The 22,867-nt window shown below is 64.0% G+C and carries 15 protein-coding genes and 1 pseudogene; 8 read left to right on the forward strand and 8 right to left on the reverse strand.

The features are described from left to right. The first annotated feature begins 90 nt into the window (after positions 1 to 90). Positions 91 to 2,241: a UvrD-helicase domain-containing protein gene (locus AEQU_RS11955; RefSeq protein ID WP_022740710.1), complete on the forward strand. Its 2,151-nt coding sequence runs from the start codon at positions 91 to 93 to the stop codon at positions 2,239 to 2,241. A 931-nt stretch (positions 2,242 to 3,172) separates the two neighbouring features. Here the strand turns inward: AEQU_RS11955 and AEQU_RS09395 are convergent. From AEQU_RS09395 to AEQU_RS09405, 3 genes are read right to left on the reverse strand one after another with little or no spacing between them, the layout of a single operon-like run. Beyond that, entirely contained in the window at positions 3,173 to 4,057 is an 885-nt protein-coding gene (locus tag AEQU_RS09395) for a dimethyl sulfoxide reductase anchor subunit family protein (RefSeq protein ID WP_022740712.1), read from the reverse strand. Continuing rightward, on the reverse strand, positions 4,057 to 4,719 hold the full coding sequence (locus AEQU_RS09400; protein WP_022740714.1) for a 4Fe-4S dicluster domain-containing protein: 663 nt from the start codon (positions 4,717 to 4,719) through the stop codon (positions 4,057 to 4,059). Before AEQU_RS09400 ends, AEQU_RS09395 begins: the two co-directional genes overlap by 1 nt. Before the next feature lie 3 nt (positions 4,720 to 4,722). Beyond that, positions 4,723 to 7,611 (reverse strand): molybdopterin-containing oxidoreductase family protein, encoded by a 2,889-nt coding sequence (locus AEQU_RS09405; RefSeq protein ID WP_022740717.1) that lies wholly within the window; start codon positions 7,609 to 7,611, stop codon positions 4,723 to 4,725. A 323-nt stretch (positions 7,612 to 7,934) separates the two neighbouring features. On the opposite strand from AEQU_RS09405, the pseudogene AEQU_RS13150 reads away from it, so the two are divergent. Both AEQU_RS13150 and AEQU_RS09415 read left to right on the forward strand, forming a co-directional pair. Further along, positions 7,935 to 7,985, forward strand: a pseudogene (locus tag AEQU_RS13150) (hypothetical protein); the annotation flags it as partial. A gap of 90 nt (positions 7,986 to 8,075) precedes the next feature. Next, positions 8,076 to 8,801, forward strand: coding sequence for a LysR substrate-binding domain-containing protein (locus tag AEQU_RS09415; RefSeq protein ID WP_041714680.1), 726 nt, complete (start codon positions 8,076 to 8,078; stop codon positions 8,799 to 8,801). A gap of 112 nt (positions 8,802 to 8,913) precedes the next feature. On the opposite strand, the gene AEQU_RS09420 is transcribed toward AEQU_RS09415, so the two are convergent. The 3 genes from AEQU_RS09420 to AEQU_RS09430 all read right to left on the reverse strand — a co-directional run bounded on the left by AEQU_RS09420 (position 8,914) and on the right by AEQU_RS09430 (position 13,985). After that, positions 8,914 to 10,773: an FAD-dependent oxidoreductase gene (locus AEQU_RS09420; RefSeq protein WP_022740725.1), complete on the reverse strand. Its 1,860-nt coding sequence runs from the start codon at positions 10,771 to 10,773 to the stop codon at positions 8,914 to 8,916. Positions 10,774 to 10,965: 192 nt separating this feature from the next. Further along, positions 10,966 to 12,243 (reverse strand): 4Fe-4S binding protein, encoded by a 1,278-nt coding sequence (locus AEQU_RS09425; RefSeq protein ID WP_022740728.1) that lies wholly within the window; start codon positions 12,241 to 12,243, stop codon positions 10,966 to 10,968. A 245-nt stretch (positions 12,244 to 12,488) separates the two neighbouring features. Next, positions 12,489 to 13,985 (reverse strand): ATP-binding cassette domain-containing protein, encoded by a 1,497-nt coding sequence (locus AEQU_RS09430; RefSeq protein ID WP_022740729.1) that lies wholly within the window; start codon positions 13,983 to 13,985, stop codon positions 12,489 to 12,491. Between the two features lie 750 nt (positions 13,986 to 14,735). Here AEQU_RS09430 and AEQU_RS09435 point away from each other — a divergent pair. From AEQU_RS09435 to AEQU_RS09455, 5 genes are all read left to right on the forward strand, one after another. Then, positions 14,736 to 15,110, forward strand: coding sequence for a GntR family transcriptional regulator (locus AEQU_RS09435; protein ID WP_022740732.1), 375 nt, complete (start codon positions 14,736 to 14,738; stop codon positions 15,108 to 15,110). Between the two features lie 13 nt (positions 15,111 to 15,123). Beyond that, the gene (locus tag AEQU_RS09440) at positions 15,124 to 16,008 is read left to right on the forward strand and encodes an ABC transporter ATP-binding protein (RefSeq protein ID WP_022740735.1); all 885 of its coding nucleotides are present in this window, start codon (positions 15,124 to 15,126) and stop codon (positions 16,006 to 16,008) included. Then, positions 16,005 to 16,709, forward strand: coding sequence for an ABC-2 transporter permease (locus AEQU_RS09445; RefSeq protein WP_022740737.1), 705 nt, complete (start codon positions 16,005 to 16,007; stop codon positions 16,707 to 16,709). Before AEQU_RS09440 ends, AEQU_RS09445 begins: the two co-directional genes overlap by 4 nt. A 267-nt stretch (positions 16,710 to 16,976) precedes the next feature. After that, positions 16,977 to 17,465: a MarR family winged helix-turn-helix transcriptional regulator gene (locus AEQU_RS09450; protein WP_022740739.1), complete on the forward strand. Its 489-nt coding sequence runs from the start codon at positions 16,977 to 16,979 to the stop codon at positions 17,463 to 17,465. A gap of 53 nt (positions 17,466 to 17,518) precedes the next feature. Then, on the forward strand, positions 17,519 to 18,904 hold the full coding sequence (locus AEQU_RS09455) for an MATE family efflux transporter (RefSeq protein WP_022740741.1): 1,386 nt from the start codon (positions 17,519 to 17,521) through the stop codon (positions 18,902 to 18,904). A gap of 131 nt (positions 18,905 to 19,035) precedes the next feature. On the opposite strand, the gene AEQU_RS09460 is transcribed toward AEQU_RS09455, so the two are convergent. Both AEQU_RS09460 and AEQU_RS09465 read right to left on the reverse strand, forming a co-directional pair. Further along, positions 19,036 to 22,080, reverse strand: coding sequence for an ABC transporter permease (locus tag AEQU_RS09460; protein ID WP_022740742.1), 3,045 nt, complete (start codon positions 22,078 to 22,080; stop codon positions 19,036 to 19,038). Then, positions 22,077 to 22,760, reverse strand: coding sequence for an ABC transporter ATP-binding protein (locus AEQU_RS09465; protein WP_022740744.1), 684 nt, complete (start codon positions 22,758 to 22,760; stop codon positions 22,077 to 22,079). The genes AEQU_RS09460 and AEQU_RS09465 overlap by 4 nt, the downstream gene beginning before the upstream one ends. Positions 22,761 to 22,867 lie beyond the last annotated feature (107 nt).

Here is a 22,867-nt window from a genome sequence, read left to right on the forward strand (position 1 = left end):
TGCGCGGTCTTTCCCCGTCAGCCTGCCGCCCGGGGCCGGCTGACGGGGAAAGACACGTTGAACGAGCCCTTTGCGGAAGAGAGGAATGCTATGACGTTGGAACTTGCCCCCACCCCGACCGCCGTACTTGTTGAAGGCGGCGTCGGCTGCGGGAAGACCACCGCGCTCATCGCGCGCGCGGCGACGCTTTTGGAAGATGGCGCGGTGCCGAAGGACATAATGGTACTGGCCGCCACGCCGGATGCGGCCCGCGTCTTGGCCGCACGCCTGACCGAGGCCGCCGGCGAGCGCGGAAGCGCGATTGAGGTCACTTGCGCCCGCGAGGTGGCCTTAGGGCTGCTCGCCAGCGAGGAGGGCCGCGCCTTCAGCGGGCGCGCCGGGCGCCTCGTCACGCCGGTAGAGCTCGGCTTCATCATGGAGGACATGAAAACAAGCGGCCTGAAGCAGCGGCGCCTGCGCGAGATGCTCAAGTTCTTCTACCGCAACTGGACGGAACTGGCCGGCGGCGCCGACGATAATGACCGTTGGCTCATTCCCGGTGAGGAGGCCGATACCCACGCGCTTCTGAAGGACGTGCTACGCTTCACCGGCGGCATCCTGGAACCGGAAGCGTCGGCGATGGCCGTGCGCTTTTTGCTCGCATGCCCCGAAGTGCTGGCCAGCGTACAGCGAGCCCACGTGCTCGTAGACGACTACCAGATGCACTCCCGCGCCTCCCAGCATTTAGCGAATCTGCTCGCCCGCGATTCCGTCATTGTGGCTGCTGATCCCGCTGCCGTGGTAGAGGTCTTCGACAGCTACCCCTACGGTGAGGGCATCGGCGAATTCACCCAGGCCAACGAGGGTTGCAAACGCATCGTGCTGAACGAGAGCTACGCCTGCGCTGCGGCTGCGCGAGCCGCAAGCCGCCTGCGCGCATCGCTGGATGCGGGCGCGGCACCCTTGGGCGATGCGGAGGCGGAAAGCGACGCCCCCTCGCCCTCCCAAAGTGCTTCATCCGCGACGTCGGGCACGACGGCCACGCCGACCGTTCCCGACCGCGCAGCAATCGCCGCCTCGTTCACGGCTCTGAAAGCCACCGACCCTGCCGCAGAAATGGCCTCCGTGGCCGACGCCGTGCAGACCGCCCTGGAGGCGGGAGCCGACCCCTCCTCGATTTACGTGCTCGCTTTCCATCCCGCTTGGGAGCGCCGCGTTGCCCGCGCGCTTGAGGCCCGCGGCATTGCGACGGCGACGCCCGTCCGGGGGCGCGTGGCCGCGGGCGACTACCGCGACCTTGACCGCTGCGCCGCCGCACGCCTGCTGACGGCCCTCGCACTGGTCGCCAACGCGCATGACGCCCTGGCGTGGCGCGCCTGGTGCGGCTTCGGCGACTACCTGGCCAACAGCGCGGTATTCGCCGATATGCGCGCCGAGGCCGACGAGCAGGGCAAGGATCTCGTCGCGATGCTCGACGAAGTGGCAGCCGCCGCGCCCGAAGAGGGATTCCCGGGCACCGGCATCGGCCGCGTCCTGGACGCCTACCGCACGGGCCGCACCCTCATCGAGCAAGCCCAGGGTTTGGAAGGCGACGAGCTGATCGGCGCCCTCGCCTCCGCCCTTAACTTGACCGGCGAAAACGGCGAGCACGCGATGCAGCTTGTCCGCGCCCTCACCGCTCCCGAGCCCGAGCCTGTTGTATCCACTTCCGGCACCTCTTCCGATGCGAACGCGCCCGTGCCCGCACCGTCAATCGCCGTCGCGCCAACCTCTTCCGAAACGGATACCGCTGCGCCGAGCGACGCCCAAACCCTGATCGCTCGAGCCCGAAACCGTATGAGCGCCCCCGCCTTCGAAGCCGCCGAAGGCTGCGTGCTTGTCGGCGACAGCGCGCACCTGACAGGCCGCGCGCCCGCCATGCTGGTGCTCGCCGGCTTCACAAACGGCTTCTTCCCCACGCGCGACTTCTTCGACGCCACCGTAACCACCCCGGACAAGCAGAAGCTCGTCCGTGCTACCGACACGCGACGCCTCTACGCCGCCGCAGGCAAAGCGACACAGCGCCTGGCGGCCAGCTGGTTCACTTCCATCGGACTCGTAGAGGCCGAGACCCTGAAGCTGGAAATCGGCCGCGTGAAGCTTCGCCGCGGCGAGCGCATCGCCGTCACCACGCCGAGCATCTACCTGGCCGACATCGACCCTAGCGCAGAAAGCCGCACCGTCGAAGTCGCCAAAGCCGCAGCCACAGCACCCTCGTCCTAGACCACTCGGAAAAGGCGACACGGCCGCCCCGCCCTCCCCCTCACGCACCCCTCGCGTCGGGACGGCCGCCCTCGCCGCATACGTCGGCCTCGGCATTCATTCGCCCGCCGAGGCCGGCACCCGTCAAGAAAGCCCCCGTCAGGGGAGGCTCGCGCTGCAAGGGATCTGGGGAGCGCGAACCTCCCCCTCCGGGGGCTTTTATTGCCCCTCTCATCCCCTTGTTAGCTCATTCCTCATTTGCTCGTCGTGTTTTTCTTACAGAATGGGATGACGCAAGATTCTAGAGAACCAAATTGTGCTACAGTTTATCTAACAACGACGCCATCCTGCGCGGATGGTTGGAAGTCGAGCCGGTGTACCCGCGGTGGCGTGGGAGCTGGCTCGTCGCTTTTATCGAGGCCTGTCGATCGCTGCAAACAATTTCGTGGATCACCGTCGATCTCTCAGTATTTGAACGCTTTGCTTCAGCTCAAACCCCCCCAAACGCGGCTCCGTGACAGAAAAGGGCCTCCTCGTGCAGGTTTTTGGACTTATACAGACATTTCCAATCGGGAAAACCAGAGCCCCGAACGCAGCCGTCCATTCCTTGTCGTATTTCCCCTGGTCAGGCGTTAGCCACAGAACGCCTTTCCCTCCATGCCAGCATGCTCCGCGCCCTCGAATGTCTGTATAAGTCGAGAAACGTGCACGAGAGGCCCAGCTTTTGTCACCGCGATGGGAACGGAACTCCTTCCAAGCGGCCGCGACGAACGCCATCGGCGCTAAGCGCCGGCCCGATCCCCCGTGGGCCCGCGCCGCGAACGCAAAAGAGCCCCCGCCGGGGGCCGGTTCGCTGTTTGCAAGGGGGTTTGGGGAAGCGAACCGGGCCCGGCGAGGGCTCTCGGGGAAGGGGCGTCCGGCGCCCGGAGGGAAGGGCGCCGGACTCGTCGGGCTAGTAGAACAAGCACACGGAGGCGCCCACGGAGTAGAAGGCCATGCGCAGGGCCACAGCGCCGACGACGGCCAACGCCACCGTCACGGCGCCCCACAGCTTCCAGTTTCCGGATCTTTTGCCCAGAACGGCTGTTACGATAGGAGCGATGGCGCATATCGCCGCCACGACCGCCATGGCCGCAGACTCTCCGGCAAAGGGCGAGAGCGCCGCCATGTCCACCATGCCCGCCGTAGGGTGCGTGGGGTCAAAATAGGTTCCGACCTCGGTGTAGGCTTCCGTCGATCCTTCCATGACCAGCAGATAGGCCACCGACAGCACCGCGTTGGCCGCAGCGCCGACCACCGCGCCAAGTGCAATGCCCCGACCGACGGCCTCGTCGCGCACCGTCTCGATGACCGCGAACGTGGCCGGCCCGAGAGCGCAGGCGACTCCGAGCAGCGACAGGGGGCCGAGCACCGTGTCCCACGCGGGACGCGCCTCCATCATGTAGGAATGCCCGGTGACGAGCACCGTCACCGCAGACGCTATGACCATCAGCGCAGCAAGCCATTTCGGCGCGGCGACCGCATCGGCCGCTCCCTCCGACTTCCGCAGCATCACGAAAAGGACGACCATGAGCACGGCCATGACCACAATACACACGAGTTCCTGGGTGATACCGGAAGTCGGGTTGCCGAAGCCGTTGAAGATGCGCTCCCAGTGCTCCAGGTGGAAGAACACCGCGACGCCGCCGATGGCCAGAAGCACGACTGAGCCGATGAGCGCCGGCAGTTGGGCGCGCTTGCCCTCGCCGGACAGCACCGCCAACCCCTGAGCACCGAACAGACCGGCCGACCAGGCCACAAAGGTGGTGAACAAGATAAGGGGCCATTGCAATTCCATTATTCTTCACCTTTCCATTCGTGGTTGCGCAGGATGTACAGGAAGCTGGGATCGTTGCCCACGTTGGGCAAGTGATGCACATCGGAGTCGGTGTAGGGCTTGGCGATATCGCCGTAGGTGCAGAACTCCGAGAGCACCGCATCGTAGCCAGCATCCCCGGCGATGGACACCTTGCCCGCCCCGACGAAGCTGTCGAGACCCTGCTCAAGATCACCGAAATAACGGGCGCGGGCGCCGCACTGGGCCACGCACTGGGGCAGCTCGCCTTGGGCGATTTTCTGCTCGCAAAGCGTACACTTCTCTACCACGCGCTCGGTCTCATTCAGGTAGCGCACGCCGTAGGGGCAGGCCATGGCGCAGAACTGACACCCGATGCACTTCTCCTTGTCAATCTGCACCGTGCCGTCCGCCAGTTTCTGGGAGGCGCCCGTCGGGCACACTTTCACACAGGCGGGGTTCTCGCAATGCTGGCAGGTTACCGGCAGAAAGTACGTGTACACATCCGGAAACTGGGCTCCCTCGCTATCGGGAAACGGCCCGATGCGCAGCACTTTGTTCCAGAAGGAACCGATTTCCACACCGTTGACGACTTTGCACGCCACGCTGCAACCGAGGCAGCCCACACAGCGGTTAAGGTCGGTGAGGATCGCATACTGGGTCATGGCTTACTCCTCCCCCTCGAAATTCAATTTCGCCCATTCCTTCAGGCGCGGATCGGTGGCGTCGTGGATGATCTCGGTGCCATCGTTGCCGCAGGGACACGGATTTCCGAAGGGCGAGTTCTCGGCCGTGGCCTTGTAGATCTTCACCGGATAGGCGCGCAGATAGGATGTGGCCGAGTGCCGGTCGCGCAGATCGCGACTCACCAGGCAGTTCACGCCGGACAACTCAAAGCCGTGGCCCGATTGGTTCAACTCGGGGTACCACCATTGATGCTCGCAGTTGATAACGCCCGGCTCGATGCCCGCATAAATGTCGGCCACCTGGCGAATCTTGCCGTTCTCGTTCTCGATCCACACCCAGTCGCCCTGCTCGATCCCGTACTTCTCCGCATCGCTGGGGTGAATCTCCATGCGCGGCACGGGCCACTGCTCACGGCACCACGGCAGCTGGCGATGCTCGGAATGGAAGTACACGGGAATGCGGCGCCCGGTGTTGCAGATGAGCGGGTACTCCTCCTCAAGCTCGGGACGCTCGGTGCGCGACAGGGGCGCCTCGGCGTAGTTCGGCAGGATATCGTCGGGATTCTCGGGGAAGAAAGTCTCCATGGTGGTGTTCCACAGCTCCATCTTGCCCGTGGGCGTTTGCATGCCCGGCTTCATATCGGGACGCAACATGCCCAGCTGGTAGCGGCGGTAGAAGCCCCAGGTGCCCCCGTAGGCCGGATCCATGGTCTTGCAATCGGCCCAGCCGTTGGCCTGGAAGTCGTCGGTAAGCTCCTTCCAGGTCTTGCCGGAAGCCTGCACGTACCAGTCGCAGTACTCCTCTTCCGTGGGCCACGGGTTGTCCGGATCGGCCGAGAACGGCACGCCCATCGCCTTGTAAAGATTGATGTCGAAGTTCAGGTCGTACTCCACCTCGCCGGGGCGCTCGACGCACTGGACGTTGTAGCCCATGCCGCCGGATGAGCCCTGGGAGGGACGCGTGGCGTTGATCTCGAGCCAGTGGGCGCAGGGCAGAAGCAAGTCGGCACGATCGGAAAGGGGCGTGTGCCAGAAGTCGATGCAGACGAAGAAATCGAGGCCCTTGAACGATTCCCAGTTGTACAGCGAATTCGCCATGTTCATGAAGTCGCCGGACTGGGCGATGCCGGCCACAATGGGATACGGGTCGTGGGTCTGCATCTGCTCGTAGGTGGCATTGGCATCGGCCCAGTACTGCCACCAGTTCAGCACGGGGAACTTGTCGATGCCGGCCAGCTTCGCCAGCGTGGCCTCGTCCAAAGGCTCGGTACCGCCCATGTTGATGTTTCCGGCGAAGTTCACCTGGGGCGCCGTGAGGAAGCTCGTAGTGCCTCCGCGGTTGCCCGCCGGGGTATCCCAGTTGCCCGTGATGCCCACAAGGCAATCCAGCGCGCGAGAGTTCTGTATGGCGTTGCATCCATGCTCGATGGCGAGCATGTAGCCAATGCCGCCGTTGCCGTAGCCCGTCTCGGGACGCAGACGCGTGGCATAGGTCGTGGCCGCCTCTTCGATCTGCTCGGCGGGAATGTGAGTGATGGCCGCCGCCTTGTCGGGTGCGTACTGGGCGCAGCGCTCCTTGAAATGCTCCCATACCGGACGCACGGCATGCGTCGAGCCGTCGGCAAGCGTGACTTCGTAGGAGCCTTCAAGGGCGGGGTCTATCTCCGCCGCGAACCCATCGGCCTGGGTGAATCCCGTCTGGTCGGGCACCCAACCTTGGGCCACACCAGGGAACAAGTGCTTCTGCTGGGCCTCCTTGCCACGCACGAGTCCCGCCTCCGCAGACCACGTCTCGCCTTCCCAAAGCATGGTCTCGGTATCGAAGTACGTGAGCCGGTTGCCGATCTTATCCCAACACATCATCTTGAGCGGACTGCCGTCGGCCACAAGATCGGACTCCTTCAAAAGCCGTGTCTGCGTCTGGAACACGCCGGCCTGGAACTTGGCGCCGAAAGGCCCCGGGGTGGGTTCCATGTCCTCTACCACGAGGAAGGGCGCGTCGGTCCATTTCTGCACGAACTGATGGTCCCATAGATCCTTCTCGATGATGACGTGCATCCAAGAAAGGGCCAGCGCGCCATCGGTCTGGGGATAAAGCGGCTGCCAGATATCCGACTCCTTGCCGAGGTTCGTCAGGCGCGGATCCACCGTGATGAACTTGTCGGCGTACATGGCCATGTCCACCGTCTGACGGCAGGAGTCGTCGTAGTTCGACATCTCGGTGGAGCCGCCCCAGCGCACCATGACCTCCGGCTGATCCACCGTGGCCTGCCAGCTGAAAGCATAAGCCGAGTTCATGAGCGTGGCGAAATGACGCGGCCCCTTGCACACCTGATAAGGCGTCACGCGATTGGGGCTGCGGAACAGAAGCGGGAACACGCCGTAGGCGCCCATGCACCAGCAGCGGCTCGTGCCCGACATCATCATGATGGCCTCGCCGCCGAACTTGTCCATGATCTCGCCGTACTTCTCGGCCATGGTAGCGTAGGCCTCGTCCCAGCTGATGCGTACCCAGCCCGGATCGTCGGCGTCCTTGGGGTTGGTGCGCTTCAAGGGGTACAGCACGCGGTCGGGATGATAAGCCGCTTGGATAGACGATTGCGACTTAGCGCAGCAGTTGCCGCCTGAAGTGAAGCAGCTGGTGTCGCCCTCCACTTTCACGGCGCGGCCGTTCTCCACGGTGACCCACACGCCACACTCCATCTTGCCACAGCCGCGACAGCAGGTGCGGATGCGCTTGATGTCGCTACCTTGGGTGCCCGCGTCCGCCTCAGCAAAGGCAACCGCCGTCCCCGCCGAAAGCCCGGTCGCGATAGCGGTGGCAGCTGAAAGCTTCATGAACGTACGACGTGAGAGTGCTCTTGTCTTCATGATTGCCTCCTCCTATCTTTCTCTTTTCTTCCCCTGTCCTCAAGGGGCACAACGCCAGTATGGGAAGCAAACGGAGGTGTCAGATCGGCGCATTCGGAATACTGATTCCGCGTTGCCCACTGATTCCGCAGAAGCAACGGTAATTCCCAAATAGAATCAACAAGGCGCGGCGCAATAAAGTCGAAAGACCGGCCCGACGCCTCCTGGCGTTATAATCGGCAAGACATGTAAAGGAACGAGGGGGCATCGCTATTCATATCGAGTATTACAACGAGTTCATCACGCTGGCAGGCGAACTCAACTACCACAATGCAGCCGAGCAGCTGCACGTCTCCCAATCGGCGCTCAGCAAGCACATCGCGGAGCTTGAGCGCTACCACGGCGTACGCCTGCTTGAGCGCGACCGCACCTCCGTGCGGCTCACCGCGAAGGGCGCGGTTTTCCTCGAGCAAGCCAACGAGCTCATGAGCGCCCATGCGGCCCTTATGAATCTTTTCTCCCAAAGCGACGACGCGCCCGCGCTCTCCATCAGCGGCGTGCTGGACAGCCCTATCGACTTCCCCTTGGTTTCACGGGTGCTTGAGCTGTGTCAGGAAGAGGGCATGGCGAAGATGCCGACCTTTCTTCCCTGCGAGTCGGTGTCCCTATCGGATCAAGTCGATATCCTCCGTCGCGGCGAGGCCAATTGCGCTCTTATTTTCACTACGCCCGATGCCGTCGGGGAGCTGCCCGACGACATCGGGCTGCAGAGCCGTGAGGTGTTCCGCATCCCCATGGACGCCATCGTGCAGCGCGACCATCCCCTTGCCGATCGCGACCGCCTCACCATGGACGACCTGGACGCCCAAACAATCATCCGCATCATCGGCCCGCGCTTTTCCACGGCATGGTCGAGCCTTGAGGCGCAGCTGTCCCGCGCTGCCATCCACGTGAAGACGAAGCTTGCACCCGCTTCGTCGGCCTACGAGTACGTTACTTGGAACCCCGAAGAGGCCGTTCTGCTCGTCCAACGCGCTCCCGTGTTCTCCACCGCCATGCAAAGCGCCAGCTGTTTGCGCATTCCCATCGAGGACGAGCGTTTGCGTCTGCCCCTCACCGCCATCTATCCCGCCGGCGCGCCTTCGCAGGAGTTGTCCACCTTTCTCGACAAGTTGGAGCAGACATACCGGGAGGCTTTCGACCCGTCGTAACCAGAGAGGACTCTCCAGGGCGAGCGCTCGATCCGACAGAAAGAGCCCGCGGTTCTGAATGAACCGGGGCTCTTTTGCTCGCCGCTGGAGGGAGGATCAGGGCGGCGAGGCGCTAGATGCCGTCGACGCAGTTGCGCGCGGCCACGTAGGAGAGCGTCGTGGAATGGCCCGAGAGGCTCATGGGCACCTGCGGCGCGTAGATGTTGCCGTAGAAGCAGCCGGCCGGGTTGCCGCCGGCGTACAGGCCGGGGATCGCCTGGCGGTTCACATCGAGCACGTGCAACGCCGTGTCGATTTCCAGGCCGCCCACCGTCGTCATCCAGGAGGAGCCCATCTCGGCGGCGTAGAACGGCGGCGTGTCGATGGTGGTCATCCACTCCGCGGGCTTGTAGAAGTCGTCGTCGGAGCCGACGGCGCACAGCTCGTTGTAGCGGGCGAGCGTCTCCTTGAACTTCTCGCCGTCGAACTTGCCGTTGTCCCATTCGGGGGCGTTCATCTTCTCGACGAGCTCGTCGATGGTGTCGGCCTTGATGAGAAGGCCCGCCTCCACCATCATCTCCGAATGCTCGTCGGTATCGATGCCGTCCACGAGTCGGTCGAACTTGTGAGGCTTCACCTTGGTCTCGGAGTCGCCGTCCCAGAAGGCCCAGAACAGGCCCTCCGGCTGCTTGTCGATGGTGGGGCCGCTCATGAAGTAGCCGATCTCCTCGTTCATGAAGCGCTCGCCCTTTTGGTTCACGTAAAGCACCGGGGCGAGGGCGTTGGAAGGAAGGGCCCATTCCACCCACGGGGTAATGAAGGCCTGGGACTCGGTCTGCATCATGCGCTCATCGCTGCGCATGACGGCGGCCGGCGCCACCGTCCCCATCATATGGGACACGTACTGACCCGGATCCTCCATCTTGGCGCCGACCCACACGCCCATCTTGTGGCCGTCGCCGGTCATCCACTTCTGCCAGGTGCGGCAGGTGCGCAGCCCGATGGGATAGTAGTAGCCGACCATCTCGTCGTCCCAGTCGAAGCCGCCAGTGGCGAGGACGACGCCCTTGGCCGCGTTGATGCGCACGTAGCCGTCGGGTCCCTTGGCAATGCAACCGGTCACGCGCTTGGCCGGGTCGTCCTCCCAGCCCTCCTCGCGCTCGAGTTGCTCGGCCGTGGTGTTGAACAGAAACTCGGCGCCGGCGTCGACGGCGTGCTGGTAGACGGGCGTGAGCCAATCGGCATCCGAGAGGTCGGGGCGCCCCCACAGGCACACGCCCGGCGCCTCATTCTCGCCCACCTGGTGCTGCAGGGCGTACATGTTCCAATAGGAGTCGCTGTAGATGCCGCCCGTCTTCTTCATGTCCTCGGCGCTCTCAGCCACGGTGTCGAAGTGCTTGTAGTAGCCGTAGTAGCCGCCCACGCGCACGGGGATGCCAGAGGCCTCGATGATGTCGGTGAGGTAGTCGCCCGCCTCACCGGATTCGTCCAGCCACAGCCTCACGATATCCTGCTTCGATGTGGCGTTGGCTCCACCGAAGATGTCCTTGACGATGACGGCCTTCTCCTCCTCGGTGCACAGCACGCCCAGCTCCTTGAGCTTCTTCGTGCCGAACCACGACATACCAGTCGGACGCGTGGCGCAGGGCGCCGACCCCTTCTCGACGCAGATCACCTTCGCTCCCTTGTCGGCCGCGATGGCCGCGGCGGGGCAACCAGAGATGCCGGCGCCGATGACCAGCACGTCACAATCGATCGTCGAGGCAATCTCGTCCTCGGGAACGGGATCGGGCTTGGCCATGGAGGCCGGCAGCGTCTGGCCGTTCAGCTCGATGGTTTTCGATGCTCCGCCCCCGACTGTCGAGGCCAAAGCGTCGTCTTTCGCCTCCGTCGGCGAAGTCGGTGCGCAACCGCTGATGCCGACAGCAGCCGTAGCCGCCGCAGCCAATCCCGCTCCTTTGAGGAAGCTCCTTCGAGAAACATCGTTTTTCATCGCAATCCCCTTTCAAATCGTCCTTCTTTGCCCTCGGCCTTTCCTCGGGCGATAAAACGATCTTAAAGGGATGCTTCGGTTACGCCTCTTTCGCTTCGGGAGCGCTGATTCGCTTTTGGCCAGATCACCGCTTGCAGCAATCACCGCCCACGAATCGGAATCAACGGGCCAGCGACTCGGTTCTTTGCTTCTCTACCTCTCGTAGACGTTGGGGACGCCGAGGAGGTCGCTCATGGCGTTCACGATGGACTTCGGGTCGTTCACCTTGCGCTTGCGGGGCTTCATGGGAATGCGCTCCGAGCGGCCGCGCTTGGTCACGTCCGTGGCGAACACATTGGTCGAGAGGGTCAGCGCGCCCGTCGGGCAGATGTTCTCGCAGCAGTGGCATTGCACGCAGCGACCCGTGTAGTGGTCGATGCCGAAGGGCCTGCCGGTCTCGGCGGCGGTGGCGGCGTCGCCGAACTTGCGGATGGCCTCGGTGGGGCAGAAGGTGGCGCACATCTGGCAGGAGGTGCACTTCTCTGAATCGATGATGACGTGGCTGAACAGGCGGGTGTCGATCATGACATCTTCCGGCCTGCCCAAATTGCTGAGGGACAGAAGCAGCCGCCCGCGGCGCTCAGGCAAGAAGTGGGGCAGCGTGCCGTCCTCGGCCACTTTTGCGAACTTGGGCTCTTCCGGCTCTTCGGCACCCAGCTTCTCGCGCACCACGTGCTCGGCGGTGATGGCGGCCGCGGCGCGCGCCTCGTCGCGCACCGACGAGAAGAACCCGCGGCGACCCGTGTCGAACTCCGCGGGCTCCACTCGGCGCACCGAACGAGGTAACTTGCTCGCAAGCTTCACCGACACGTCGCTGCCCCAGGTTTCCAGCAGAAGCGCGGCGGTATCGCACACAAGTTGGGCGGTGCGGTCGGGAGCAGCGCCCTCCGCCTCGGCAGTCTCCGCAGCCCCAGCGTCTTCGGCACCGCTCTCCTGCGCCGCTTCTTCGTCGGCGCCGGCATCCGCGACCGACCCTTCCACAGGCCCGGCCACCAGCGCAATAGACGTCGCCCCGCCCGCAGCGAGCACGGCGATGAGGCTCTCGTCCACCCGACCCAGGCTCTTCACCACGACCACCTTCGCCGGGTCGTACTTGCCCTCGGCCGCCGCTTGCATAGCAGCATCCATGATGACCGCCGCGCCGTCGTTGGCCTGCATGGCCGCCACGGCCGCGCGCAAAAGCTCCTTGTCGTCGGGCTTCTTCGACTCCAACGCCGCCGTAGGACACACGGTGGCGCAGGTGCCGCACCCGACGCAGTGCTCCGGGGCCACGGCCAGATCGTTACCTTCCACGCGGATGGCACCCGTAGGACACGCCTCGGCGCAGCGACGGCAGGAAGCGTTGCGATTGCGCACCACCACGCACCGGCTCGGCTGCACGGCCAGCGACTGGCTCTCAAGCTTCTCGAAAAGTCCCAGAATGTTGTCCATGGATATCCTCCCTCTGTGGGTTAATTGGCACAACGAAATACGGCCGCCTCTAAGGGCTAGCCGCGTCGCTCCTCGATATCCATGTCAAAGATCAAAGAGGGCCGAATCGTTGCGGTCATGGTGGTTCCTTCCACAAATCATCGTCCCCAAACCCACTGCTCAGTATGGCGAAAACACCCCGCTCTGTCAACGGGAAGGCGGCGCAAAGTCGGCAAGGCAAAGCGGCTTCCTGCGGCTCTCGCATCCTACCGCCAGCCCATTGTCAGGACCGACGTCTCCGGAGACGATTCGGAAATCTCCCAGCACACCGACGTCGTCGCCTCAAGCAGAGCGGCGTCGTGGGACACGAGCAGCAAGGCGCCGGGAAAGGCGACCAGAAGGCGCTCCAGGGCCTCGACGGACCGAAGGTCCAGGTAGTTCGAAGGTTCATCCATGACGATCAGCTCCGGCTCGTCGAGCATGCCGAGGCCGAGCATGAGCTTGCGCATCTCGCCCGGGCTCGTTCGCTCGCCTTCCACCAAGCGATCGGGATCGGAATTGAGCGCCGCGGCCACCGCCAGCACCCGCCCCCGACTACGCGAATCGAGGGAGGCCAATCGAGAAAGCGCGTCGCGGCACTGCTCGGCGGTGGGCTCCTGCGGGATGACGAGCACCCGCGCGGTCGGGTCGATCCGCCGTGCCACCTCACTCACCAACGTGGTCTTCCCGACACCGTTGGGGCCGGTCAGGGCGATGTGATCGGTGTTCCCGATGGAAAGCGGAGGCACGAGAAGCTGACGCTCCCCCAGAGCTAGCGTCATTTCCGGCTGGCGGTAAAGAACCTTGCGCGCGCTCGGCTCGGCGCGCATCCACAAATCGCCGTCATAGCGCTTTTCCACCTTCACCTGCGCCAGCGTCTCCTCGGCACAAGAGAGGCGGCTCTCCATACGGGAGCTGAGCTTGCCGGCCACGCCATCCTTTCCCGTGTAGACGGCCAGCTTGACGCGCTCTTTCCCGCTATGATCCTTCGGGTCGAGGTTGCGGCAGCTGCGCATGCCGGCCGCGCGCGAGGCCTCCTCCCGACGGCGCTGGGCCTCCCCTGCGAGACGTTTTTTCTCACGCCTCGCCCGTTCGCGCTGACGAAGGGCCGTTCCCCGTTCGAGTTCCTCCTGACCGCGCCCTTGGCTGTAGCCGCCGGGCCGCGCCGTCAGGCGACCCTCTGCCATGAACAGACACTGCACGCAGAGGGCATCGAGCAGGGCACGATCGTGGGAGATCAGCAGGCCCACGCCCTTGAAACGCGCGAGAGCCGCCGTGATTGCCTCACGGGTCGAGGCATCAACGTGGTTGGTGGGCTCGTCCATAATAAGCAGATCGGGACGCTGCCAGAGCGCGCAAGCTGCCTGCAGCCGCTTCTGCTGGCCGCAGGACAAGGTGTCGTAGCGCCACGGCCAGTCGTCTTCCACACCCAAATCACGGCGAAGGGCCACGGCGTCGCGGTCGTAGGCGGCCGCGAAATCATAGAGCGCGTCCGGTTCCGCACTCGCGTCCTGCTCGCAGTAGACGCTGAACAGGTGCGGCGCCACCGTGCCCCTATCGGGAGTAAGCCGCCCGCATGCAATGCGCGCGAAGGTCGATTTGCCGCATCCGCTGTCGCCCACCAGCCCCGTCCAGCCCCAGGGCAGCGTGGCCGACACGTCGCGCAACACGGGATCGACGCACGAAGGATAGGCGTAGGCAAGATGCTGAAGTGATAGTTGCATGAGAACCTCCTCGCAAGGAGGCCATGCGCTGGTGCGCAGGAAAAGACAGAGCTAACGATGCGGCACCCGCGAGCATGGCCGTAGAGTCATACCGATAAGGGGCGCCCAAAGGGGCATCGTTAGTTCTTCATGCACCGAATCCTCTCTCGTGCCGGCGCTTGCCAAAGGCTCCGGCGGAACAGTGCCCCTATTTTGGCGAGGGCGCACCGCTTTGTCAAGGTGGAAGCATGCGGGAATGCGCAGGCGAAGTGATTCAACGAACCATTGCGACGAGGCAGCGCACTTTCCATCTCCCGACAGATCCGAGCCGATCCCGAGCCTGCAATTCCCTCATTCAGACAAGAAAGCTCGCGCACGAGGACAAGATTTTCGAGTTGTTAGGCATGCGCCCGCAAAACACTGTCAGGATTCATCATGCCGTAAAACCACTTCGTCGTAAAACACCAGGTCGCAATTATTCTAACCAAACACTAAACTTCCTGTCGCGCTCTGCATCTCTCTTCTCATGTCTAACAACTCAAAAATCTGTACCGCAACCGACGGAAATCTTTTCCGGCGGCCTTGACGGCTGTGTATAGGTGTGTATATACTATGCATGTAGGGTATATACACTATTCACGCCCTCGCCGTACCCGGGACGCCGGGGCGGCGAGGGCCGAAACCAGGACGGCACATCGCCGCACCTTCGACGATCGTCCCAAGGACGAGCGCTGCCGGGGCTCGCGATACGCCGTCTGCGAAAGAGGCACCTTGGACATCATTATTTCAAACGGAAGCAGCGAGCCCATCTACGAGCAGATCACGCGCCAGATCAAGGCGGCCATCATGGCCGGCGACGTGAACGAGGGCGACCCCCTTCCCTCCATCCGCGCCCTGGCGAACGATTTGCGCATCAGCGTCATCACCACCAAACGGGCCTACGCGGAGCTGGAGGAGGCCGGCTTTATCGACACCGTGCAGGGCAAGGGTTCCTTCGTCGCCGGAGGAAACCTGGAGCTTCTGCGCGAAGAGCGGCTGCGCCAGGTGGAGGGACACCTCGCCCGCGCCGTGGCCGAAGCGGAAAACGTCGGCATAGAAGCCGCCGATCTGCACGCCATGCTGGATGTGCTGCTGGAAGAAAACTGAACGAGGAGCGAACATGTCTTACCTCATGGAAATAGACAACCTGGGCAAGCGCTACGATGACTTCGAGCTTTCCGGCGTGAGCCTGGCCGTGGAACCGGGCTGCGTCGTCGGCTTCATCGGATCGAACGGCGCCGGCAAGACCACCACCATTAAGGCGATCCTTGGCATCATCGCCGCAGACGCAGGCACCGTGCGCCTGTTCGGGCAGTCCGTTACCTGCGGCAGCGCGGCGCTGGACGCCATCAAGTCCCGCATCGGCATCGTGCTGGACACCTGCGCCTTTCCCGACACCTGCCGCGTGTGCGATGTGGGCGCTATCGGGCGGGCAGCCTACCGCGAATGGGACGCCGCCCAGTTCGCCGCCTTGTGCGACCGCTTCAACCTGGCCCCAAAAAAGAAGGTGAGCGAGCTCTCGCGTGGCATGGGCATGAAGCTGACGCTGGCCTTCGCGCTCTCGCACAACCCGGAGCTGCTCGTGCTGGACGAGGCCACCGCCGGGCTCGACCCCATCGCCCGCGACGAGGTGCTCGACCTGCTGCGCGACTTCATGGCCGAGGGCGACCGCGGCATCCTCATGTCCACCCATATCACCTCCGACTTGGAGAAGATCGCCGACGAGGTCGTCTGCGTCGATGCCGGCAGCATTGTATTTTCGGCCCCCAAGGATGCCATTACCGACGAGGCCGGCGTGGCCCGCTGCCGCGTCGCTGATGTGACCGCCATTCTGGACGCCGGCTTCTTCGCCCCCGGCGAGGCCCGCATCCTGCGCCACGACTACGGCTGCGACGTGCTCGCCCCCGACCGCTTCGCCTTCGCCCGCGCCTTCCCCGACATCCCCGTGGACAAGGCCACCATTGAAGATTACATGACCCTCACTTTGAAGGGAGAATCACGATGAAAGCCATGATTGTTTCCGACTTCGCCGTCCTGCGGAGCGCCATTCTGCAACTGCTGGGCATCTGCGCCATCATCGCCCTGTTCATGGGATACGCCATGGGCACACTCGTGGGAGGCGCCGCCGCCATTGCCGCCATGCCGCCGTTCATGCTACTGTTTTCTCTTGCCGCCACCGACGAGCAGAACGGCTGGGAGCGCTTCCGGCTCACCCTGCCCCTCACTCGCCGCCAGGTGGTGTTCGGCCGCTACGCGAGCCTCGCGCTCGTCGCCATCGGCACGATCGTTTTCGCCCTGACACTGTCGTTCCTGCTTCTGGGCGTGATCTCCTGCGTGCCGGCCGGCGTGCTGCCCGAGGGGCTGACACCGGCTGAAAATCCGCCAGCAGCCCTCGTTGGGAGCGTCGTGGGAGCCGTAGGCGTCATCACATTGGGCATGGCCGTCACGCTGCCGCTCATCATGCGCTTCGGCATGACCCGCGCCACCCGTTTCGTGCCCGTGGTCGTGGTGATCGCCCTCGCTTTGGGAATCGGCTTCTTCGACGCTGGCATCCAGCCCACCGGCGTGCTCGCCGACCTCGTGCAGTGGCTCGACACCGGCAACAACTACCTCTTCCTCGCCGCCGCCCTGGTAGCCGTCGTCGCCCTCATCTACGTGGCCAGCGCCCTCGTCGCCGCCAAGCTCTACGAGAAGCGCGAGTTCTAGCCTCAGAAGCCCGAGGCGCCTTCCGTGCGCAAAAAAGTGCGATTGTGCGAGTCCTAGCCCCCTTTTTCGAGGCGTCGTGCAGAGAAAAGTGCGATCGTGCGAGCTTGAAACTCGCACGATCGCACTTTTTTGCGCACTAACTCGGCAATCGCCACCGAGAGGCCTTGGAAACCTTGTGAATCTCTTGCTTTGGTCTGATTTCGGACTATACTAGCGAACTCGTTAGTCCGAAATCAGACCAATCGCATTTTGAGGTACAGAAAGCCCATGAACGCCGACAAGATCGCACTCAACGAAAACACCGCGCTCGACGAGAAAAGCCAAATCGCGGAGACAATCCGCGCCATCGATGATTTCTACCGCCAAGCTGACGAGTTGTATCGCCAAACCGCGTGGCGCATGGGACTCCCTGATTGCGCCTTCGATATCGTGTACGCGCTCGTCAACGAAGATGGGCTCACGCAGAAGCAGTTGTGCGAGCTCGGATTCTCTTCGAAGCAAACGGTGCACTCGTCTATCAAGCGCATGGTCGACAAAGGCGTAGTCGAGCTGCGAGGAGACACGCCCCGCACTCAACGCGTTTATCTGACTGGTTACGGGAGAAAGCAGTACGAAGCCCGCATTCAAGCCGTACTGGCCGCCGAGCATGAAGCCGTCGCAATCTTCACCGATGAAGAGCAGCGCCAACTTACCAGCGCCATGAAGCGCTACATCAACGCGCTGAACGAAAACCTCTCGGCTCTCACCTTCCACTAGAGACGCCCGCTTTCCTTGCTTGTTCTGCCCTCTTTTCTCCGAAAGGTTTCCCCATGTCAGTCGATATGTCCAAACATTTCTCCACCAGCGCCCTCATACGGTTCACGCTGCCCACCATCGCCATGATGATCTTCACCTCGTGCTACACCATCGTGGACGGGTTCTTCGTGTCGAACTACGCCGGCAAAACGGCGCTCGCCGCCGTGAACCTGATCTTCCCCGCCGTCATGATTTTGGCCTCCGTGGGCATGATGATCGGCACCGGGGGCAGTGCCCTTGTGGCCAAGACCTTGGGCGAGGGCGACCGGCCCCGAGCGCGGCGCCATTTCTCGCTGCTCATCATCTTCGCCTTCGTCGTGGGCTCGGTGCTCTCCCTTGGCGGCTGGTTCTTCATGGAGCCCACGGCCACCATGCTCGGCGCCACGCCGGGAAGCCAGATGCACCACGACGCCGCGCTTTACGGCCGCATGATGATGATCTCGCTGCCGTTCTTCATCTTGCAGTACGCCTTCCAGAGCTTCTTCGTCACGGCGGGCAAGCCCAAGTACGGCTTTCTGGTCATTGTGGCGGCCGGCGTGGCGAACATCCTTTTGGACTTCCTGTTCGTCGGCGTGTTCGGCTGGGGGCTTCCCGGTGCGGCGCTCGCCACGAACATCGGTGAACTCATCGGCGGCGGCATTCCGCTCGTCTACTTCGCCCGCAAGCGCTCGACGCACCTGTACTTCGTGCGGCCGCATCTGCGCTGGCCCGTCATCGGGAAGGCCTGCGCCAACGGCTCGTCGGAAATGGTCACCAACATCGCCATGAGCCTCGTGGGCATCCTATACAACTGGCAGCTTCTGCGCTTCATCGGCGAGGACGGCGTGGCGGCCTACGGCGTCATCATGTACACCGTGATGATCTTCTCGGCCGTGTTCATGGGCTACTCCGTGGGTACTTCCCCGCTCATGAGCTTCCAGTACGGCGCCCAGAACCATACTGAAATGCGCTCGCTTCTGTGGAAGAGCCTCGGGATCATCGGCGTGGCGAGCATCGTCATGTTCCTGCTCGGCCAGTGGCTCGCCGCCCCGCTTTCGGCCATCTTCGTGAGCTACGATGCGGCCCTGCTGGAGCTCACCGTGAGCGCTTACAAGCTGTACGCCCTGTGCTTTCTGTTCATGGGATTCGCCATGTACGCCTCGGCGTTCTTCACGGCGCTCAACAACGGGCTCGTCTCGGCGCTCATCTCGTTTCTGCGCACGCTCGTGTTCCAGGTGGCGGCCGTCATCGTACTGCCGATGCTGTTCGGCATCGACGGCATCTGGCTCTCGGTAACGGTGGGCGACGGGCTCACGTGCCTGGTGGCCGCCACGTTCATGATCGCCCTGTCGGGCCGCTACGGCTACCGCAAAGGCGGCCTGAGCCCGAAGGCGAAAGCGAAGGCAGAAAACGGGGACTAGGCCACGTTTTCTGCATCGTAGTCAACTTATCTGCATCATTTCGGCACCCCTTGATGCAGAAACCAAGTTTACTCGGGCGGGTGGGGGACGCAGCGCACCCTCACCCGCCTTGCTTGATGTCGCAGCACCTCCTACACAGCGTCGGCGCGTAGGGCCTCTACCACGTTGTCGGCGCGACAGCGGTGCATGCCGTAGGCCACCGATGCACCCACGGCGACCACGGTCATGGCGGCGGCCAGGGCCACGTAGTTCCAGGGCAGAGTGAAGGGCAGCCCCGTCATGGAGCCGGAGATCACCTGCCACAGCAGGAAGGACACGAGCAGCGACAGCAGCACGCCGGGCACGAGGCCGCGGATGCACCAGGCGACGCATTCCTCGGCCACCATGGCGCGGAACTGCCGGTTCGAAAGGCCCACCGACTTCATGACGGCGAACTCGCGGCGGCGCAGGATAAGGCTGTTGGTCACCGTGTTGAACACGTTGGCCATGGCGATGAGCGCCAGAATAACGGCAAACAGCAGGCAGAACACGTTCACCACCGTGGCAATCATCTGGTTGGAATCGCGCTGCTCGATGTAGTCGTTGAAGGAGTAGAACGCCAGCCCATAGGGGCTCTTGTCGTGGAAGTACGCGCTACCGGCCGTCGCCAGCTCCTCGGCAAGCGCGCCATGATCGCCATCGGCCGAGTCGAAATAGCTATAGAAGATGGGGGACGTGCTGCCGAAACCCTGGTAAGCCGCCATGGACTCGGGCACGATGAGCTGCAGGCCCTCCCCACGGGCACTGGCGATGGCAGGCGCCTCCTCGGCCAGGGCAACAACCTCGACGGAGACCGTCTGCACCTCCGCCTCCTCCAGAGGAAACCATTCGACCCCGTCGTCATCGCCTTCAAGGTAGGGCTGGAAGGCGAAGGCCTCAGCATTGCCCTCTCCGGATGTTGCGCCGACGCCGATGCCCGCCGCCGGCTCGCCGTGATAGGTCACCGCCGTAAGGGCCTCCAAAGTGCCCGGCTCTCGCAGCACGTTGAGCAACTGGTAGACGCTGCCATTGTTGCCGTAGCCCTGGGCCAGGGCGATGGCCCGCAGGTGAGCCGGATCGCGAAAGTCGGCGGGGTCAAGCCCCAAGCTCTTCGCGTAGTCGTCGAAGGCGGCGTCGTCGAGGTAGGCTACCGACCCCACGGTGCCGACGCGGCCGTCGGCCATCTTGCCGCCCATGCCGTTCTCCTGATCGACGAGGGCCTCCCCTGCCATGGCCTCGGGCAGCATGGCGTACAGCCCCGTCCCCATTTTCCAACCCACAGGCTGGGCGCCTGCCACCTGGGAGAGGTCTTGGAAGGCGCCGGCGAACACCTTGGCCTGTGAGGCGAACAACTCGTTGTTCGCGGTCGCCACCGCCTCCGGCGTCGTGGGAGCGGCGGGCTGGGTCGCAGCGGCATCGGGGGTCGCAGCGGCGTCGGCGCCCGTCGCGTCGCCATCGCCGGCTTGCGCGTCCCCGTCGGCCGTACCCACGTCCTGCGGCGTCTCCACATCGAGCTGGGCCATGACGCCCACCTCGCCGGCCATCTCGCCGCCGCCGGTCACAACGTCGGTCAGGGTGCCGAGGAACACATTCAGCGAGCCGGCGGTCATGAGCAGCACGATGGCCAACGCCAGCGACACCGAGGCCGCCCGGCCCTTCCCCGTGCCGCGCTTGCGGTTGATGCGCGCCAGCATGCCGCCGACGCCGAGCACGCGCCCGGCCGCCCCGCGCGTCTTCCACAGCGACGAGGCCCCCGTGCACTTCGCGGCCCGCGCCGCCCCACGCTTGGAAACGCGGCTACCGCTGGCGGCCCGCAGCGAGTCGATGATGTTCGTACGGCTCGCTCGCTTCGCCGGAATCCACACGGACACGAGCACCGTGACGAACGTGAGTACCGAGGCCGCCGCCAACACCCAGCCGTTCACGGCCACGCGGAAAGCCACTTCCCCCGAGCCGGCCAGCTGGGAGATGGCCGGCCCAAGCGCCGCGAAAGTGGCAGCGCACCCGGCAAGACCGATGAGAAGCCCGCAGGGGATGCCGATGACGGCCACGATGGCCCCTTCCAGCACCACGGCCCGGCGCAGCTGACGACGCGACGCGCCCACCGAGGACAGAAGCCCGAACTGCTTGATGCGCTCGGCCACCGAGATGTTGAAGGCGTTGAAGATGAGCGACACGCACGCCACCACGATGACCGCCGCCAGCACCATAACCAGGCCGTAGAACGTCGTCCAAATGGAGGAATCGCTGGAAATGCCCATGTAGCGCAGCATGGCAACGTGCAGCACAACGTGCTCGTCGGGGAACAGCGCCTCTGCGGCTTCTTCCACCTGCTGGGTGTTGGCCACGTCGTTCAGCGTGAAGAACACGTCGGTAAAGGCGTCGGGCGCAGCGCTCCCGGCGGTCACGCCCACCATGCCTGCCGCCGTGGAAAGGGCGTAGCCCGGACGATCGTAAAAGCCCACGACAGTGTAGGTGCGCTCTTCGGTGTTCGCGATCTCCTCGTTGAAGATGCTGCCGTCGATGTCCGCCTCCAGCACGCCCATGGAGGAGTTGAGCGGCGTGCCGTCGGTGATCTCGCTCTCGTGGGCCTCCCCCTGCACGCCCCACGAGGCGGTCATGGTGCCCGCGGACATGAATCCCTCCTCGCCCGGGGCGAGCCGTGCCACCCGCTGGCCCACGTCGAAGGTGACCGCATCGCCGAGGCTCACGCCCCCGTAGTCGTTCCACGTGGAGAAGAGCATGATCTCGTGGTCGTTCTCGGGCAGGCGCCCCTCGCTGGGTTCGATGCCGCAGATGTCGCCCACGTCGCCTTCAATGGAGCGGATGGCCAGATAAGTTCCCTGGGTATTCTGCTGGTCGGCGGTCAACTTGGCGAAGCCTACATCGCGCATAATCGCCGTGCCGGCCACCTGCGGGTCGGCTTGAGCGTCGACGATCTTCTCGTCAAGCGCCGAGCTGCCATCGGCTTCCACGCAAGCCATCCACGTGCCGGCCAGGTGCGCCTCAGAACGATAGAGATAGTCGTTCAGCGACACATAGGTGGTGAGCACCGCCGTGAGCAGGGCGGCGGCCAAGGCCACGCCGGCTATGGTCACCAGCGTGCGCACCTTGTTGGCGCGCAGGCTCTTTACGGTGAAGTTCGTCGTGGCGTTCATCGGCGGATCCTCTCGTCGCGCACGATGCGGCCGTCCTCCACGGCGATGATGCGATCGGCGGCCAGCGCGATCTCTTCGTCGTGGGTGATGACGATCATGGTCTGGCCGAACTCGCGGTTGGAATCGCGCAGAAGCTGCATGATCTCACAGCTGTTGCGGGTGTCCAGGTTGCCCGTGGGCTCGTCGGCGAGCACTACCGCCGGCGCGTTCATGAGGGCGCGCCCGATGGCCACGCGCTGCTGCTGGCCGCCGGAAAGCTGGCTGGGCAGATGCCCCTCGCGGCCGGCGAGCCCCAACCTTTGCACGAGGCCCTGCAAGCGGCCCGCGTTCACCGTGCGGCCGTCCAAGGCCACGGGCAGCGTCATGTTCTCCACTACGTTCAGCACCGGCACGAGGTTGTAGAACTGGTACACCAGCCCCACCTCGCGGCGGCGGAACACCGCCAGCTCCTCATCGGAGCGCGCGTACACGTCGGCGCCGTTCAGCAGCACATGGCCCGAGGTGGGCCGATCCACACCGCCGATGAGGTGCAGCAAGGTTGACTTACCCGAGCCCGACGAGCCCACGATGGCCACGAACTCGCCCTCTTCCACGCTGAAGGACACGTCGTCCAGGGCGCGGGTGGCCGCCTCGCCCTCTCCGTAGATTTTCGTCAAGTGGCTGACCGTCAAAATGTCCATGCCAGATGCCTTTCTTCTCCTGGTTTCCCAATCTACGGAACAAGTATGGCGGCCCCCCATTGCCGCCCCCTAACGCGCCCATTACGGTAATGTAATTAAAAGGCTTA

Origin of the sequence: Adlercreutzia equolifaciens DSM 19450 (genome assembly GCF_000478885.1) — a bacterium.
Taxonomy (GTDB): Bacteria; Actinomycetota; Coriobacteriia; order Coriobacteriales; family Eggerthellaceae; genus Adlercreutzia; species Adlercreutzia equolifaciens.

What these genes read in the sequence shown, in the direction of transcription:
- AEQU_RS11955 (WP_022740710.1), top strand. Translation starts at nt 91, where the DNA reads ATGACGTTGGAACTTGCCCCCACCCCGACCGCCGTACTTGTTGAAGGC.
- AEQU_RS09395 (WP_022740712.1), bottom strand. Translation starts at nt 4,057, where the DNA reads ATGGAATTGCAATGGCCCCTTATCTTGTTCACCACCTTTGTGGCCTGG.
- AEQU_RS09400 (WP_022740714.1), bottom strand. Translation starts at nt 4,719, where the DNA reads ATGACCCAGTATGCGATCCTCACCGACCTTAACCGCTGTGTGGGCTGC.
- AEQU_RS09405 (WP_022740717.1), bottom strand. Translation starts at nt 7,611, where the DNA reads ATGAAGACAAGAGCACTCTCACGTCGTACGTTCATGAAGCTTTCAGCT.
- AEQU_RS09415 (WP_041714680.1), top strand. Translation starts at nt 8,076, where the DNA reads ATGAGCGCCCATGCGGCCCTTATGAATCTTTTCTCCCAAAGCGACGAC.
- AEQU_RS09420 (WP_022740725.1), bottom strand. Translation starts at nt 10,773, where the DNA reads ATGAAAAACGATGTTTCTCGAAGGAGCTTCCTCAAAGGAGCGGGATTG.
- AEQU_RS09425 (WP_022740728.1), bottom strand. Translation starts at nt 12,243, where the DNA reads ATGGACAACATTCTGGGACTTTTCGAGAAGCTTGAGAGCCAGTCGCTG.
- AEQU_RS09430 (WP_022740729.1), bottom strand. Translation starts at nt 13,985, where the DNA reads ATGCAACTATCACTTCAGCATCTTGCCTACGCCTATCCTTCGTGCGTC.
- AEQU_RS09440 (WP_022740735.1), top strand. Translation starts at nt 15,124, where the DNA reads ATGTCTTACCTCATGGAAATAGACAACCTGGGCAAGCGCTACGATGAC.
- AEQU_RS09445 (WP_022740737.1), top strand. Translation starts at nt 16,005, where the DNA reads ATGAAAGCCATGATTGTTTCCGACTTCGCCGTCCTGCGGAGCGCCATT.
- AEQU_RS09450 (WP_022740739.1), top strand. Translation starts at nt 16,977, where the DNA reads ATGAACGCCGACAAGATCGCACTCAACGAAAACACCGCGCTCGACGAG.
- AEQU_RS09455 (WP_022740741.1), top strand. Translation starts at nt 17,519, where the DNA reads ATGTCAGTCGATATGTCCAAACATTTCTCCACCAGCGCCCTCATACGG.
- AEQU_RS09460 (WP_022740742.1), bottom strand. Translation starts at nt 22,080, where the DNA reads ATGAACGCCACGACGAACTTCACCGTAAAGAGCCTGCGCGCCAACAAG.
- AEQU_RS09465 (WP_022740744.1), bottom strand. Translation starts at nt 22,760, where the DNA reads ATGGACATTTTGACGGTCAGCCACTTGACGAAAATCTACGGAGAGGGC.